At 72.8% G+C, this 13,373-nt stretch carries 15 protein-coding genes and 6 tRNA genes; 9 read left to right on the plus strand and 12 right to left on the minus strand.

Features of this window, described 5'->3' with window-relative positions:
• Positions 1-317: 317 nt before the first annotated feature.
• Positions 318-389, minus strand: a tRNA-Val gene (locus KBY32_RS27485).
• 87 nt (positions 390-476) lie between these two features.
• Entirely contained in the window at positions 477-935 is a 459-nt protein-coding gene (locus KBY32_RS27490; protein WP_210982010.1) for a TIGR02611 family protein, read from the minus strand.
• Between the two features lie 191 nt (positions 936-1,126).
• Here KBY32_RS27490 and KBY32_RS27495 point away from each other — a divergent pair, with 191 nt between their 5' ends.
• Complete coding sequence (locus KBY32_RS27495; protein WP_004002642.1) at positions 1,127-1,540, plus strand: SsgA family sporulation/cell division regulator; 414 nt, start codon at positions 1,127-1,129, stop codon at positions 1,538-1,540.
• A 325-nt stretch (positions 1,541-1,865) separates the two neighbouring features.
• Positions 1,866-2,426 (plus strand): CGNR zinc finger domain-containing protein, encoded by a 561-nt coding sequence (locus tag KBY32_RS27500; RefSeq protein WP_210982057.1) that lies wholly within the window; start codon positions 1,866-1,868, stop codon positions 2,424-2,426.
• A gap of 82 nt (positions 2,427-2,508) precedes the next feature.
• Here KBY32_RS27500 and KBY32_RS27505 read toward each other — a convergent pair whose 3' ends face one another.
• Together KBY32_RS27505 and KBY32_RS27510 are read right to left on the minus strand one after the other, a co-directional pair.
• Positions 2,509-2,661, minus strand: a complete 153-nt coding sequence (locus KBY32_RS27505; RefSeq protein WP_004002639.1) for a hypothetical protein — start codon at positions 2,659-2,661, stop codon at positions 2,509-2,511.
• Between the two features lie 155 nt (positions 2,662-2,816).
• Positions 2,817-3,260 carry a hypothetical protein gene (locus KBY32_RS27510; protein ID WP_055623815.1) on the minus strand — a complete coding sequence of 148 codons (444 nt, stop codon included), beginning with the start codon at positions 3,258-3,260 and terminating at the stop codon, positions 2,817-2,819.
• A 182-nt stretch (positions 3,261-3,442) separates the two neighbouring features.
• Between KBY32_RS27510 and KBY32_RS27515 the strand changes: the two genes are divergently transcribed.
• Complete coding sequence (locus tag KBY32_RS27515; protein WP_210982011.1) at positions 3,443-3,964, plus strand: DsbA family protein; 522 nt, start codon at positions 3,443-3,445, stop codon at positions 3,962-3,964.
• A gap of 6 nt (positions 3,965-3,970) precedes the next feature.
• On the opposite strand, the gene KBY32_RS27520 is transcribed toward KBY32_RS27515, so the two are convergent.
• The 3 genes from KBY32_RS27520 to KBY32_RS27530 all read right to left on the minus strand — a co-directional run bounded on the left by KBY32_RS27520 (position 3,971) and on the right by KBY32_RS27530 (position 6,725).
• Positions 3,971-4,795, minus strand: coding sequence for a GNAT family N-acetyltransferase (locus KBY32_RS27520; RefSeq protein WP_210982012.1), 825 nt, complete (start codon positions 4,793-4,795; stop codon positions 3,971-3,973).
• 65 nt (positions 4,796-4,860) lie between these two features.
• The gene (locus KBY32_RS27525; protein ID WP_210982013.1) at positions 4,861-5,682 is read right to left on the minus strand and encodes an aminotransferase class IV; all 822 of its coding nucleotides are present in this window, start codon (positions 5,680-5,682) and stop codon (positions 4,861-4,863) included.
• Positions 5,679-6,725 carry a chorismate-binding protein gene (locus KBY32_RS27530; protein ID WP_210982014.1) on the minus strand — a complete coding sequence of 349 codons (1,047 nt, stop codon included), beginning with the start codon at positions 6,723-6,725 and terminating at the stop codon, positions 5,679-5,681. Before KBY32_RS27530 ends, KBY32_RS27525 begins: the two co-directional genes overlap by 4 nt.
• A 180-nt stretch (positions 6,726-6,905) precedes the next feature.
• Between KBY32_RS27530 and KBY32_RS27535 the strand changes: the two genes are divergently transcribed.
• The 5 genes from KBY32_RS27535 (at position 6,906) to KBY32_RS27555 (ending at position 7,374) form a co-directional block, all read left to right on the plus strand.
• Positions 6,906-6,978, plus strand: a tRNA-Gly gene (locus tag KBY32_RS27535).
• 37 nt (positions 6,979-7,015) lie between these two features.
• Positions 7,016-7,089 (plus strand) — tRNA-Cys (locus KBY32_RS27540).
• Between the two features lies 1 nt (position 7,090).
• A tRNA-Val gene (locus tag KBY32_RS27545) sits at positions 7,091-7,162 on the plus strand.
• 34 nt (positions 7,163-7,196) lie between these two features.
• Positions 7,197-7,268, plus strand: a tRNA-Val gene (locus KBY32_RS27550).
• A gap of 34 nt (positions 7,269-7,302) precedes the next feature.
• Positions 7,303-7,374 (plus strand) — tRNA-Val (locus tag KBY32_RS27555).
• A gap of 51 nt (positions 7,375-7,425) precedes the next feature.
• On the opposite strand, the gene KBY32_RS27560 is transcribed toward KBY32_RS27555, so the two are convergent.
• The 3 genes from KBY32_RS27560 to KBY32_RS27570 all read right to left on the minus strand — a co-directional run bounded on the left by KBY32_RS27560 (position 7,426) and on the right by KBY32_RS27570 (position 9,123).
• Positions 7,426-7,716: a zf-TFIIB domain-containing protein gene (locus KBY32_RS27560; protein ID WP_079033786.1), complete on the minus strand. Its 291-nt coding sequence runs from the start codon at positions 7,714-7,716 to the stop codon at positions 7,426-7,428.
• A gap of 81 nt (positions 7,717-7,797) precedes the next feature.
• A complete protein-coding gene (locus KBY32_RS27565) occupies positions 7,798-8,742 on the minus strand; it encodes a phosphotransferase family protein (RefSeq protein ID WP_210982015.1) in 945 nt (314 codons plus the stop codon).
• A 189-nt stretch (positions 8,743-8,931) separates the two neighbouring features.
• Complete coding sequence (locus tag KBY32_RS27570; RefSeq protein WP_055623822.1) at positions 8,932-9,123, minus strand: hypothetical protein; 192 nt, start codon at positions 9,121-9,123, stop codon at positions 8,932-8,934.
• A 652-nt stretch (positions 9,124-9,775) separates the two neighbouring features.
• Between KBY32_RS27570 and KBY32_RS27575 the strand changes: the two genes are divergently transcribed.
• Complete coding sequence (locus tag KBY32_RS27575; protein WP_210982058.1) at positions 9,776-11,212, plus strand: serine/threonine-protein kinase; 1,437 nt, start codon at positions 9,776-9,778, stop codon at positions 11,210-11,212.
• Between the two features lie 3 nt (positions 11,213-11,215).
• Here KBY32_RS27575 and KBY32_RS27580 read toward each other — a convergent pair whose 3' ends face one another.
• Positions 11,216-12,034, minus strand: coding sequence for an RNA methyltransferase (locus KBY32_RS27580; RefSeq protein ID WP_055625355.1), 819 nt, complete (start codon positions 12,032-12,034; stop codon positions 11,216-11,218).
• An 88-nt stretch (positions 12,035-12,122) separates the two neighbouring features.
• The gene (cobA, locus tag KBY32_RS27585; protein ID WP_210982016.1) at positions 12,123-13,355 is read right to left on the minus strand and encodes a uroporphyrinogen-III C-methyltransferase; all 1,233 of its coding nucleotides are present in this window, start codon (positions 13,353-13,355) and stop codon (positions 12,123-12,125) included.
• Positions 13,356-13,373: the final 18 nt, after the last annotated feature.

A 13,373-nucleotide genomic window follows, 5' to 3' on the forward strand; every position in this document is an offset into this window, starting at 1 on the left:
ACCCGCACATGATCGCGCAGCGCATTCCCAGGCCGTATTCCCGCGGGAATTCCGGAAGACGTCCGGCGGATTCCCCCCGGGCGCCCGTGTGTTGAACTTCTTCCGGAAGTCCGGGTACGGCCGAAAGTCCGTCTTGACCTTGATCTTCGGATAGTTCTCTTGATGCGCGCTGATCATTTCGGCGCGGCGCCCGGGACTCCACTCCATGTAACGGATCGTCACCGTCCGGTGTCCGGGGGCCGTGACGGGATCAAGGCCGGCAAGCGGAAACGCCGACGGCCCGCCTGTGGTCTCACAGACGGGCCGTCGGATCCGGGTGGGCGATACTGGGTTCGAACCAGTGACCTCTTCGGTGTGAACGAAGCGCTCTCCCACTGAGCTAATCGCCCCGGCGCAGACAGAACATTACCCCATGTCAGGGGGTGCGGGTGACCGCCCCGGGCGGAGCCGGGAGGACGCCCGCGCCCCCCGCGGGCTCACTGGTCCTTGATCTTCCAGGGCATGACGACGCCGAACTTCCACACGTAGATCCCCACCAGCACGGCGATGATCACCAGGCCGACCGAGGTCAGGACGATGTTCCGCCGGCGGACCCTCGGGTCGAGCGCCTTCTGGGCCGCCTCCGTGACCTTGCGCTTGGTCCAGCGCAGCACCAGCTGGGCCCAGACGAACTCGGTCGCCCAGATCGCCATGCCGCCGAAGATCACGACCCAGCCGGGGCCGGGCAGCGGCAGCATGACGATCCCCGCGCCGACGACCGCCAGGCCGATGATGAAGACGCCCACCTGCCAGCTCAGGTGCAGCAGACGCCGTGCCTTGACGAACTCGGGCGCCCGGGATCCCAGGGCCCGCTCACCGTCGTCCCGCGCCTCGCTCACGTGCGTCCCTTCGGACGCCACGGCGGCGCCTCCGGACTCGTCACTCCCCGTATTCATACGGCCAAACCCTACCGGACCGAATCCGGTCACCGAAATGGTCGTACCGCGCGAACGGGTTCTCGGCCGGAAGAGTTACGTAATCCCACGCAAAACACTCAGAGGGGTTTACAACGGCACCGTAGGTGGCATGTCGATTTCGCCGACGTGCGAATCCCCGAGCGCACACTGAGCGAAAGGCCCTGGCGCTTATGAACACCACGGTCAGCTGCGAGCTGCACCTGCGCCTCGTTGTGTCGAGCGAGTCCTCCCTGCCTGTCCCCGCAGGCCTGCGGTACGACACGGCCGACCCCTACGCCGTGCACGCCACCTTCCACACCGGAGCCGAGGAGACCGTCGAGTGGGTGTTCGCCCGCGACCTCCTCGCCGAGGGCCTCCACCGGCCCACCGGTACCGGCGACGTCCGTGTCTGGCCGTCGCGCAGTCATGGTCAGGGGGTCGTCTGCATCGCCCTGAGCTCTCCCGAGGGCGAGGCACTGCTCGAGGCCCCCGCGCGAGCCCTGGAGTCCTTCCTGAAGCGGACGGACGCCGCCGTGCCCCCCGGTACGGAACACCGTCACTTCGACCTCGACCAGGAGCTCTCGCACATCCTGGCGGAAAGCTAGGGCGAGATCCCCGCAAGCCGCCCGGCGCCGTCGACTCGGGGTGACGGCTCGGGCCAGGACAACCGCATAGGCAGGCCACCGGCGCCGTCCTCGCACCGCGAGGGCGGCGCCGGTGTGTGCCGGGGCCTGTGGGGCCCCTGAGGGCTCTGGTGCGTCGCCAGGGGACCGGACGGCCGTTCCGCCCCCCCGTGGGAACCGTGGGCGAGCCCCGGGCGTTCTATTCGAAGCCATGTGCGGACGACGGCGGTGTGCCCGCGGCGTGAGCCACTACCATCGGCCAGCATCGGCGGGCGCCCACGCCCACCTCCAGGCCAGGGAGCAGAACGTGCTGATCACCCATGACGCCCGGTGCGCACTCGATGTCGTGGTGGATCTGGTGAACACCGCGCCGGACGAGGACGGCGGCGAGGACGGGCTGTCGGACATCACGGCCCTCGCCGACTTCGTACGAAAGCACGACATCAGCGATGTCGGGGTGCTGTCCGAGTTCGACCTGTCGGCGGTGCGGAAGGTGCGTGGCCGGTTCGGGTCGATCTTCGCGGCGCCGGACCCGAGGGCCGCGGCCGGGCTGATCAACGAACTCGTGGCGGCGGCGGGCACCACCCCGCGCCTCACCGACCACGACGGCCATGGCTGGCATGTGCACTACTTCGCCCCGGGCGCGTCCGTGGCGGACCATCTCGCGGCCGACTGCGGCATGGCGCTGGCCTTCTTCGTGGTGGCCGGCGAGCAGGAGCGGCTGCGGCGCTGCGAGGCACCGGACTGCCGGCACGCCTTCGTGGACCTCTCGCGCAACCGTTCGCGCCGGTACTGCGACAGCCGGACCTGCGGCAACCGTCTGCATGTGGCCGCCTACCGGGCGCGCCGCAAGGAGGCCACCGGCTGAGAGGGCGGAGACGCCGGGCGGACGCGCGGGCGGGGCCTGGACGCGGGCCCCGGCGGGTGGCGCCGGGGACCGCGGGTACGGCTCAGAGCAGCAGCAGATCGTGCAGCGCAGCCATGAGCAGCAGACACCCGATCACCGCAAGGAAGATCATCAGCGGTGGCTGGGAAAGGGCGAAGAGGCACCCACGAGGCTCGTCCTGAGGTGGCGCGGCCTCGCTCTGTGTCGTGTCCAGCATCTCGCGGGCGATGATGGCGCAGACGGACCCCGCTCCGCGATCAACACGCCCGTCATGAGCGGGTGTTCGCTGTATTCCGTGATGTCCGGTCCGAGTCGTGATCATTCAGGGCCGGACGGCGACCCACTGTGTCGCTTCCCTCCGGAACGCCCCGGTCAGATGCCGTGCTTCTTGAGAATCGCCTCGATGTCGCTGAAGTCGTCGGCGGGCTCGGCACGCGGGGCGCTCGCCGGCCGCTTCGACGGCTTGGACCCCTCCCCCAGCGAGGGCGCGGACGCCGCAGGCGCCACCGCCTCGCGGCGCTCGGCCGCCCGGGCCTCCTTGCGCTCCTTGCGCGTGCCGCCACGGCGGCGCTCCACCGCGCGGCTGGTCGCGAACAGCACCCAGGACAGCCCCAGCACACCGAAGCCCACCCAGGCCGTCGGGCTGAAGGCGGTGTCGGCCAGCCACTCCACGACCCCGGTCATCACCAGTCCCAGGGGCACCAGCGCATACGCCGCGATACGCGTGGCCGCGAGGAAACGCTTGCGGTACGCCGTGACCGCCGCGATGCCCAGGCCGGCCGCGGCGACGGCGGAACAGACGGTCTCGGCGATCATTCCGGGCCTCCAGGCGGGCTGCGTCCGACAGGGCACTTCGTCCCTTCCATCCTGCACCGCCGCCACCCCGCGCGGCCACGGCTCGGGGCCGACATCAGGGACATCTCCGGGGTCGTCTCCTCCCGAGGTGCCGGTCGCGGGCCGGATTGGGTGGGCCCGGCCGGGACTGGGAGACTGGGACCATGAACGACTCCTCCCCCGACCGCAGCGCCGTCGTCCTCGACTTCTGGTGCGAGCTCCAGTGCCCCGACTGCCGCAGCGCCCTCGACGATCTGCGTGCCCTGCGCGCCCGCTACGGCGACCGGCTGGAGCTGCGGCTGCGGCACTTCCCGCTGGAGAAGCACAAGCACGCGTTCGCCGCCGCGCAGGCCGCCGAGGAGGCCCTGGAGCAGGGGCAGGGGTGGCCGTACATCGAGGCCGTGCTCGGCCGGGTCGAGGAACTGGACCGCCAGGGCGAGCCCTTCCTGGTCGAGGCGGCCCGGGAACTCGGCCTGGACGCGGAGGAGTTCGACACCGCACTGATCGACGGCCGGCACATCCTGATCGTCGACGCCGACCAGGCCGAGGGCAAGGCGATCGGCGTGACCGGCACCCCCACCTATGTGATCGACGGTGAGCGCCTCGACGGCGGCAAGAGCCAGGACGGGCTGCGCGAGCGCGTCGAGGAGATCGTGGACCGGCTGCTGGCGGAGCAGGGGGCCTGACCTCCGTCAGAGCAGGTTCTTGTAGAGGGCGTACGCCGTCGTCTCGTAGCCGAGCGAGTCGTAGAGCCGCTCGGCGGCGGCGTTGCCCGCGAACACGTTGAGGCCGATCATCCGGTGCCCGGCGGCGATCGCCCGGCCCTCGGCCAGCAGCATCAGCGAACGGCCGTGACCCCGGCCCCGGTGCTCCGGGACGGTCTCGACGTCGTACACATAGGCACGGCCCTGGTGGGTGCCGACCCAGACGGTGCCCACCGGTGTGCCCTCGTGCTCCAGGACGTCGAGGGTGGTCCCCGGCGTCCGCAGCCCGTGGGGCAGGAGTGCCTCGTGGTCCCGGCGCGACTTCGCCCGGGCCTCGTCCTCGGGGACGCCGCGCTCGACCCAGGAGCGCACGTAGTCCTCGTCGCTCTTGACGATCCACTCCGCGTACTCGGACTCGGTCATGGGCCGCGCCCGGCTGCCCGCCGGCAGCGCGGGCGGGGTGTCGCCGAGGGCCTTGGCCATGCCCCGGTTGCGCACGAGGTAGCCGAGCGCGGTGACCAGGCGCAGCGCCGGGACCGCGTCACCGGGGACCGTCACCTCGATCCGGGTGCAGCCCCAGCCGCGCGCCACCTCCTCCGCGGCGAGCGCGGCGACGGTGGCCCGGCCCCGCCGCCGGTCGGCCTCCTCGATGCGCAGCTCCGTCACCCGGGCCACGCCCTCGCCGAAGACGGGGTGCGTGCCCAGCAGGAGGACGCCGACGGGGCGCCCGTTCACACACACCTGGTAGCGGCGCGAACGGGTCCCGTCGGGATGGCGCTGAAGCGGCTCGGTCGGCCGCAGGGTCGTGGTCATCAGGTGTGTTCTACCCAGCGGACAGCCCCTGCGGCAGGCGAATTTCCCTACCGGCCGGGTCGTCCCTACGGGTCGAGGTCGTCGCCGGAGCGCTCCTCGAAGATCCGCATGGCCTTGGCGGTCACCGGGCCGGGCGCGCCCGGCAGTTCGCGGTCGTCGACGCGGTGCACGGCCTGGACGTCGCGCAGGGTGGAGGTGAGGAAGACCTCGTCGGCCCGCTCCAGCACGTCCAACGGCAGATTGGTCTCCTTGGCGCCGGTCCACTCGACGGTGAGGGCGCGGGTGATGCCGGCGAGGCAGCCCGAGGCGACCGGCGGGGTGTGGATCTCGCCGTCCAGGACGACGAAGACGTTGGAGCCGGTGCCCTCGCAGAGCTGTCCGACGGTGTTCGCGAACAGGGCCTCGGAGGCGCCGTGTTCATGGGCGCGGGCGAGCGCGACGACGTTCTCGGCGTACGAGGTGGTCTTCAGGCCGGTGAGCGCGCCCCGCTCGTTACGGGTCCAGGGGACCGTGACCACGGCCGTGCTGTCGGGGCGGCGGCTGGTCTCGCCGAGGGCGACGACGAGCGTGGGGCCGTGCTCGCCGCGGTCGGAGCCGAGCGGGCCCTGGCCACCGGTGTAGGTGATGCGCAGCCGGCCGAGCGGCATCGGGTTGGCCTCCAGGACGGCGGCGCAGGCCCGGCGGACCTCGTCGTGGTCGGGGGCGGGCAGGCCGAGCCCGAGTGCCGAGCGCGTCAGCCGGTCGAGGTGCCGGGTCAGTGCGAACAGCCGGCCGTCCACCGCCTTCACGGTCTCGAAGATGCCGTCGCCCACGGTCAGACCGTGGTCGAAGACGGAGACGCGGGCGGTCTCGATGTCCTTCAGCCCGCCGTCGAGCCAGATCTTCACGGTTGTAGTCCCTCTCCACTCACCTCGTACGTGCCTGACGCTACCGCGAGCAGCCGGGACGCCTTCAGTTCGGTCTCCCGCCACTCACCCTCGGGGTCCGACCCCCAGGTGATCCCCGCGCCGGTGCCGAAACGCAGCACGCCCTCGTCCCGGTCGATCCAGAAGGTCCGTATGCCGACGGCCAGCTCGCCGGTGCCGCGGTCGGCGTCGACCCAGCCGACCCCACCGCAGTAGGGCCCGCGCGGTGCCGTCTCCAGCGCGTCGATGATCCGCAGCGCGCTGGACTTGGGCGCGCCGGTGACCGAGCCGGGCGGGAAGGCGGCGTCGAGGAGCTCCGGCCAGCCGGCACCGGGGCGCAGCTCACCACGGACCGTCGACACGAGGTGCACGAGCCCGGGGTGCTTCTCCACGGCGCACAGGTCGGGGACGGTCACCGTGCCGGTGGCGCAGACACGGCCGATGTCGTTGCGCACGAGGTCGACGATCATGACGTTCTCGGCGTAGTCCTTCTCCAGGAGGTCCGCCTCGGTGCGGCCGGTGCCCTTGATCGGCCCGGACTCGACGACACGCCCGTCGCGGCGCAGGAAGAGCTCGGGCGAGGCGGTGGCGATCTCGACGCCGTGCCCCGGCAGCCGAATCGTTCCGGCATACGGCGCCGGGTTGCCGCGGGCCAGCAGGGCGGTGAGCGCGTCGACGTCGGCGTCCGCCGCGACCGGCGCGGTGAGCACCCGGCAGAGGTTGGCCTGGTAGACCTCGCCGGCCGCGATGTGCTCGCGGATGCGCCGCACCCCGGCCGTGTACGCGGCGCGGTCGAGGGACGACGTCCAGTCATCGGCCGCCGGTCCGGCCCACGCGCCCGGCACCGGGGCGGGCACCTCCTCCCGCCGTACGTCCTGGAAGCGGGCGCAGGTCAGCGCGCCCTCGAAGTCGGCGCAGACGGCCCAGAAGCCGCTGGAGTCGAGGGCCGCGGGATCGCTGGTGACGTCGAGGAGACCGGTGGCGACGCGGTCGCCGAAACGGGCGAGAGGCGGGAGGTCGTGCACGCCGTCGAGTCTATGGCCGGTGTCCGCGGCGTGACCTGGACCTGTCCTTCCGGGGCGGCTCCCCGGCTCGCCGAGCAGGTGAGGCGCAGCACGCTGCGCAAACGCGTTTTTGTACTGGCCCGGGAATCCGCTAGAGTTCAACTCGTCGCCGGGCCGCGGGAGCGGATCGGGAAACGACAAGCGGACGTAGCTCAGTTGGTAGAGCGCAACCTTGCCAAGGTTGAGGTCGCGAGTTCGAGCCTCGTCGTCCGCTCGAAGGAACAAGGGGATCTTCCCGACCCCTCACTCCTGGTGGAGTGGCCGAGAGGCGAGGCAACGGCCTGCAAAGCCGTCTACACGGGTTCAAATCCCGTCTCCACCTCCAAGGACGATTAGCTCAGCGGGAGAGCGCTTCCCTGACACGGAAGAGGTCACTGGTTCAATCCCAGTATCGTCCACTGGATCTTCGACCGATCATCGAAGGTCTGACCCGCGCGATTAGCTCAGCGGGAGAGCGCTTCCCTGACACGGAAGAGGTCACTGGTTCAATCCCAGTATCGCGCACGCAGTGCCCACGGCCCCCGGGTCGTGGTCCCGAGGACGATTAGCTCAGCGGGAGAGCGCTTCCCTGACACGGAAGAGGTCACTGGTTCAATCCCAGTATCGTCCACACACCGAAGCCCCCGGTCGATGACCGGGGGCTTCTTCGTGGCCTGGCGGCTCAGCTGGAGAACAGCATGTGGCCGAAGCTCTTGTGGCGGCGGTTGCCGTAGTGGGCGCCGTGGCCGCCGTGCGGAGCGCCCCACGCCGGGGCCTGCGGGGCGGCGGCCGGGTAGGCCTGCGGAGCGGCCGGGGGCGGCGGGGCCGGCTGGGTCCACTGGGACTCCAGGCGGGTCAGCGCCTCCAGCTCGCCGTAGTCGAGGAAGATCCCCCGGCAGCCGCTGCACTGCTCTATCTGCACGCCGTTGCGGTTGTAGGTGTGCATCGGCGCATGGCACTTCGGACACTGCATCGTTCGGCTCAACTCCTCGCCGGTCGGTCCTGCTTCGCGTCTCGCCTGGACAGACTCTGCCCGGCTGCGGTCGGTTGCACCCTACTTCGGGGTGCCCTGGGTCAACTCGGGCGGGACGGGCACCATTCGGTCACAGGCGTCCACCAGGCACTGCTCGACCTCGTCCAGCGCCCGCCCCTCGTGGGCCGCCTTGGCGATCGCGCGGGCGGCGGTCTGCACGGTGAGGGCGCGGGCCGGGACATCCAGCGCGGGCCAGGGGTCGCCCTCCGCGGGGACGGCGGTGCCGCCGGCGGCCCGGTAGGCGGTCAGGAAGCGGCTCCACTCGTCGGGCGGGAGCAGGCCGCAGGCGTACCAGGCGGCCGGGCGGGCCAGGTCCCAGGCGGGGACTCCGGTGCCGAGGTCGTCGACGTCGATCAGCAGCCACGGCCCGTCCGGCGCCGGGTGGCGGACCAGCTGGCCGAGGTGGAAGTCGCCGTGGCACAGGGCGCCCGGGGCCGGTTGCGGAGCCTCGGCGCGGGCCCAGGCCGGGAGGGCGTCCCAGGCGCGCAGGACGGCGGACGCCGCCGGGCGTGGGGCGCCGGTGGTGGAGCGGAGCCGGGCCACGGCGAGTGCGGCCTTCGCCGGTCCCCGCATCACGGGCAGCCCGGCCGGGACGGGTGCGCGGTGCAGACCGGCGAGCAGCGCCGCGGCCTCCTCCCAGGGCGCCGCGTCCGGGTCGGCGGGGTCCACGGGACGACCGTACGGCCAGCAGGTGACGAGCCGGCCGTGCAGATCGGCGGGCGCGGGGGTGAGCGGGGGCAGGAGGAGGCCGGGGAGGCGCGCGGCGGTGGTGAGGCGCGGGACCAGGTCGGCCGGGGTGCTGTCCGGCGGGTGGGCCTTGGCGACGGTGCCGGCGTGCCGGACGACGAGGGCGTCGGGGCGGTCGGCGAGGGTGACGGCCGTACAGGAGCCGCAGTCGGGGGCGAGGGAGTGGGCGGCGGCCTCGGCGCGCGCGGCGAGGCCGGACAACAGGGGATGGGCGGTCACTTCGGTCCCTCGCAGGCGGGTCGGCTGGGGCGAGCGTACGTGGCCGCCCGCGGTGCCGGGCAAGAGCAATGCCGGCGCAGCTCCCCAGCTGCGCCGGCATCTGTGCCGTCCGCCGCACCCCCGTCCCCACGGGGTTTCATGGATGGGATGTCCCCGCCCGGACCGCTCTTCCGGGCCTGGGGTCGCCGCTCAGCGCCCCAGCATCACACCCACGGACGACGCCTGTGTGGCCACCGTCTCCCACCCGTCGAAGACGAGGAGGAGCAGGGCCGCCAGGGGGAGGGCCATCAGCGTCGCCACCAGCGGGTGGCGGCGGCCCTGGCGGCGCGGCGCGGTGCGCGCCTGGGTGCGGATCAGTGCCCGCGGTGCCGTCTGGGCCATGGTCCCTCTCCTGACCTGTGTCGGATGTTCGTCTGCAGCGGCGGGCGTCTGACCTCGGGGGACGAGTGCTGCACCCGCCGCTTGACCTCAAATCTAGGGGCGCGGCCCGTATCCCACGTCATGCCCTCGTACCGATTGGCGGGCCTCCCGGAGGATGAGCCCTCGCGGGCGGTGTACTCCCCTGGGTGGAGACGGGTGCGCCGGTCTCGGGGTCTTCCCGGAGGGGACGCCCGGTCCGCCCGGTTTCTCCGGGTGCCCGAGGGGCTCTCAGGCAGGACACAGGTCGTGCGGTGGCACGGACCGGGCGTTGTCTCACCTTCCGGGTGACATCGCTCACTCGGTGACGGTGGATGGGACCGCGATCTTTCCGGGGGTTCCTCCTTCGCCCGCCGTCGACTCCGCCGTACCGCTCGTGTCACCCTCCCCCGTCACTCCCGGCACACCGGTCTCCCAGCCGACCCCAACCGCCGTCGCGTTACCGGAGATTGACGGACCGTCCGAGGTGAAGTCGCTTGACCGGTCGGCGCTCTGACCACCTTTCACCTTCTCGGTCCGCGCCCGACAATCCACCGGGCCGAGAGGGCGCGGCCTCTGCGCACGGCGGGCCGTGGAAACGTAAGCTGTGGCACGTCACACGGACCGGGCAGCGGGGATGAACATGGCGATGATGCGCCTGAGGCGCGAGGACCCGCGCGTCGTCGGATCGTTCAGGCTTCACAGACGGCTGGGCGCGGGCGGAATGGGCGTCGTGTACCTGGGCTCCGACAAGAAGGGGCAGCGGGTCGCGCTCAAGGTGATCCGGCCCGATCTGGCGGAGGACCAGGAGTTCCGCTCCCGGTTCGCGCGGGAGGTCTCGGCGGCACGGCGGATCCGGGGCGGGTGTACGGCCCGGCTGGTGGCCGCCGATCTGGAGGCGGACCGTCCGTGGTTCGCCACGCAGTACGTGCCCGGCCCCTCCCTGCACGACAAGGTCGCCGACGAGGGCCCGCTCGGCGCGGCGGAGGTCGCGGCCGTGGGGGCCGCGCTGTCCGAGGGGCTGGTCGCGGTCCACGAGGCCGGGGTCGTGCACCGGGATCTGAAGCCGTCCAACATCCTGCTGTCCCCCAAGGGGCCGCGGATCATCGACTTCGGCATCGCCTGGGCCACCGGCGCCTCGACCCTCACCCATGTCGGGACGGCGGTCGGCTCGCCCGGCTTCCTCGCCCCGGAGCAGGTGCGCGGCGCCGCCGTCACCCCGGCCACGGACGTCTTCTCGCTCGGTGCGACGCTCGCGTACGCGTCGATGGGTGACTCGCCGTTCGGGCACGGCAGTTCCGAGGTGATGCTGTACCGCGTCGTGCACGAGGAGGCGCAGCTGCACGGGGTGCCGGACGCCCTCGCGCCACTCGTGCGCGCCTGTCTGGCGAAGGACCCCGAGGAGCGGCCCAGCACGCTCCAGCTGTCGCTGCGGCTGAAGGAGATCGCCGCGCGGGAGGCGCAGGACCTCGGGGACGTACGCCCTCCGGCGCAGCGTGCCGCCGAGGCGGACCGGGTGACCGGGCGGCTCGCCGAGACCTATCCCGAACCGCAGCGGGCGCAGCGGCGTACGCCGGGCACTCCCCCGCCCCGGGGCGGCGCGGCCGGACCGCGCGGCGGCGGTGCGGGACGGGTGCCCGGGCCCGCCCGGGACGGTTCCGCGCCGCGGACCGGTGGTGGCTCCGCGTCGCGGGCCGGTGGTGGCGGCTCCGCGTCGCGGGCCGGTGGCGGCTCCGCGTCGCGCGCGGGGTCCCGGCCGACGCCCGCGCCGCGCGGGAATCCGCGCGGGGCCAACGGCGGCCGGCCCACGACCCGCGGCGGCGCCGGGCGGCAGGCGCCGCGTCCCACCGGGACCGGGCGCCGGCCCGCCAATCCGCAGTTGCTGCGGCAGCGGCTGTTCGTGTTCGTGGTGGTGACGCTGCTCGTGGCGCTCGGGATCGCGGCCGCCCAGGGCTGCCAGGGCCCGGACCGCGGCCTCGGCGGCACCGGTGGGCCGCCCGCGCAGGAGCGGGTGGCGCCGGACCACGGGACGATGGACGAGCGGTACTCCTCGGAGTTCGAGATCCCGGAGTAGGGGTTACGCCTCGGGGCGGCCTGTGGCGACCGCGTAGAAGGCGACCGCGGCCGCCGCGCCGACGTTGAGCGAGTCGACGCCGTGCGACATCGGGATGCGGACCCATTCGTCGGCGGCGACCAGGGCCTGGGTGGACAGGCCGTCGCCCTCGGCGCCGAGCATCAGGGCGACCCGGTCCATCCGGTGCGGGGCGGCCTCGTCCAGGGTCTTCGCCTTTTCGTCCGGGGTCAGGGCGAGGAGGGAGAAGCCGGCCTCGCGGACCGTCTCCAGCGCCTTGGGCCAGGTGTCCAGACGGGCGTACGGCACGGAGAAGACCGCGCCCATGGAGACCTTGACGCTCCGGCGGTACAGCGGGTCCGCGCAGTCCGGGGAGAGCAGGACGGCGTCCATGCCGAGGGCCGCGGCGGAGCGGAAGATCGCGCCGATGTTGGTGTGGTCGTTGACCCCCTCCATGACGACGACCCGGCGGGCGCTGCGCAGCAGTTCGGTGGCGTCGGGCAGCGGTTTGCGCTGCATGGACGCCAGCGCGCCCCGGTGCACGTGATAGCCGGTGACCTGTTCGGCGAGGTCGGGGCTGACCGCGTAGACGGGGGCCGGGAGTTCGTCGATGACGTCGCGCATCACGTCGATCCACTTGGCGGAGAGCAGCATCGAGCGCATCTCGTAGCCGGCCTCCTTGGCCCGTCTGATGACCTTCTCGCCCTCGGCGATGAACAGGCCTTCTGCGGGTTCGCGCCGTCGGCGCAGGTCGACGTCGGTCAGGCCCGTGTAGTCGCGCAGACGCGGGTCGTCGGGGTCGTCGACGGTGATGAGATCGGCCACAGAGTGATACTGCCTTGTCCTGGGTGCGGTGCCAACGGTGCGGAGAGGGTCTGTTACCCGGGGTTACGCGGGGGCCCTCAAGGGGGGTTCAGACGGTGGGGGCCGGGCCCGCCTTCACGACCTCGCCGATGACGATGACCGCGGGCGGCCTCACCTCGTGCCCGACCACCGCGGCGCCCGCCGTCGCCAGCGTCGCGTCGACCCTGCGCTGCCCGGCCGTGGTGCCCTCCTGGACCAGCGCCACCGGGGTGTCCGGGGACTTGCCGTGCGCCATGAGCGTCTCGGCGACCTTGCCGAGGGTGCCGACGCCCATGAGGATCACCAGCGTGCCGGTCAGCTTGGCGAGGGACGGCCAGTCCACCAGGGACCGCTCGTCGTCGGGGGCGACATGGCCGCTGACCACGGTGAACTCATGGGCCACGCCCCGGTGGGTGACCGGGATGCCGGCGGCGCCGGGCACAGAGATCGAGCTGGAGATGCCGGGCACGACCGTGCACGGGATGCCGGCCTCGGCGAGCGCCTGGACCTCCTCCATGCCACGGCCGTAGACGAACGGGTCGCCGCCCTTGAGGCGGACGACCGACTTGCCCTGCCGGGCGTGCTCGATGAGGGCCTCGTTGATGGCCTCCTGCGCCATGAACCTGCCGTACGGCAGCTTCGCCGCGTCGATCACCTCGACGCCGGGCGGCAGTTCGGCGAGGAGGTCGCGTGGGCCGAGGTGGTCGGCGATGACGACGTCGGCCTCGGCGAGCAGCCGGCGTCCGCGCACGGTGATCAGGTCCGGGTCGCCGGGGCCGCCGCCGACCAGGGCGACGCCTGCCTTGCGGGTGCGGTGGTGCGGGGCGACGAGCGTGCCGTCGCGCAGGCCCTCGACGACCGCGTCACGGATGGCGGCGGTGTGCCGGGGGTCGCGGCCGCGTGCCTCGGTGGTGAGGACGGCGACGGTGACACCCTCGCTGTGGCCGGTGGCCGGGGTCCAGGCCGTCGCGGCGTCGGCGTCGTCGGAGCGGACGCACCACACGCGGTGCCGCTCGGCCTCGGCGGAGGCGGCGGTGTTCGCCTCGGGGTCGCTGGTGGCGATCAGGGCGTACCAGGCGTCCGCGAGGTCGCCCTCCTCGTAGCGGCGCCGGTCCCAGGTGAGCTCCCCCGCGTCCGCCATCGCCTCGACCGACGGGGTCACCTCGGGGGACACCAGCCGGATGTCGGCGCCGGCCGCCACGAGCGCCGGGAGGCGGCGCTGGGCGACCTGGCCACCGCCGAGGACGACGACCCGGCGACCGGTCAGGCGCAGGCCTACGGGATAGGCGGGGTGTTCGGCCATGAGGGTGCGGCTCCCTTG

The organism is Streptomyces sp. RK62, assembly GCF_018070255.1.
GTDB lineage: Bacteria > Actinomycetota > Actinomycetes > Streptomycetales > Streptomycetaceae > Streptomyces > Streptomyces nigra.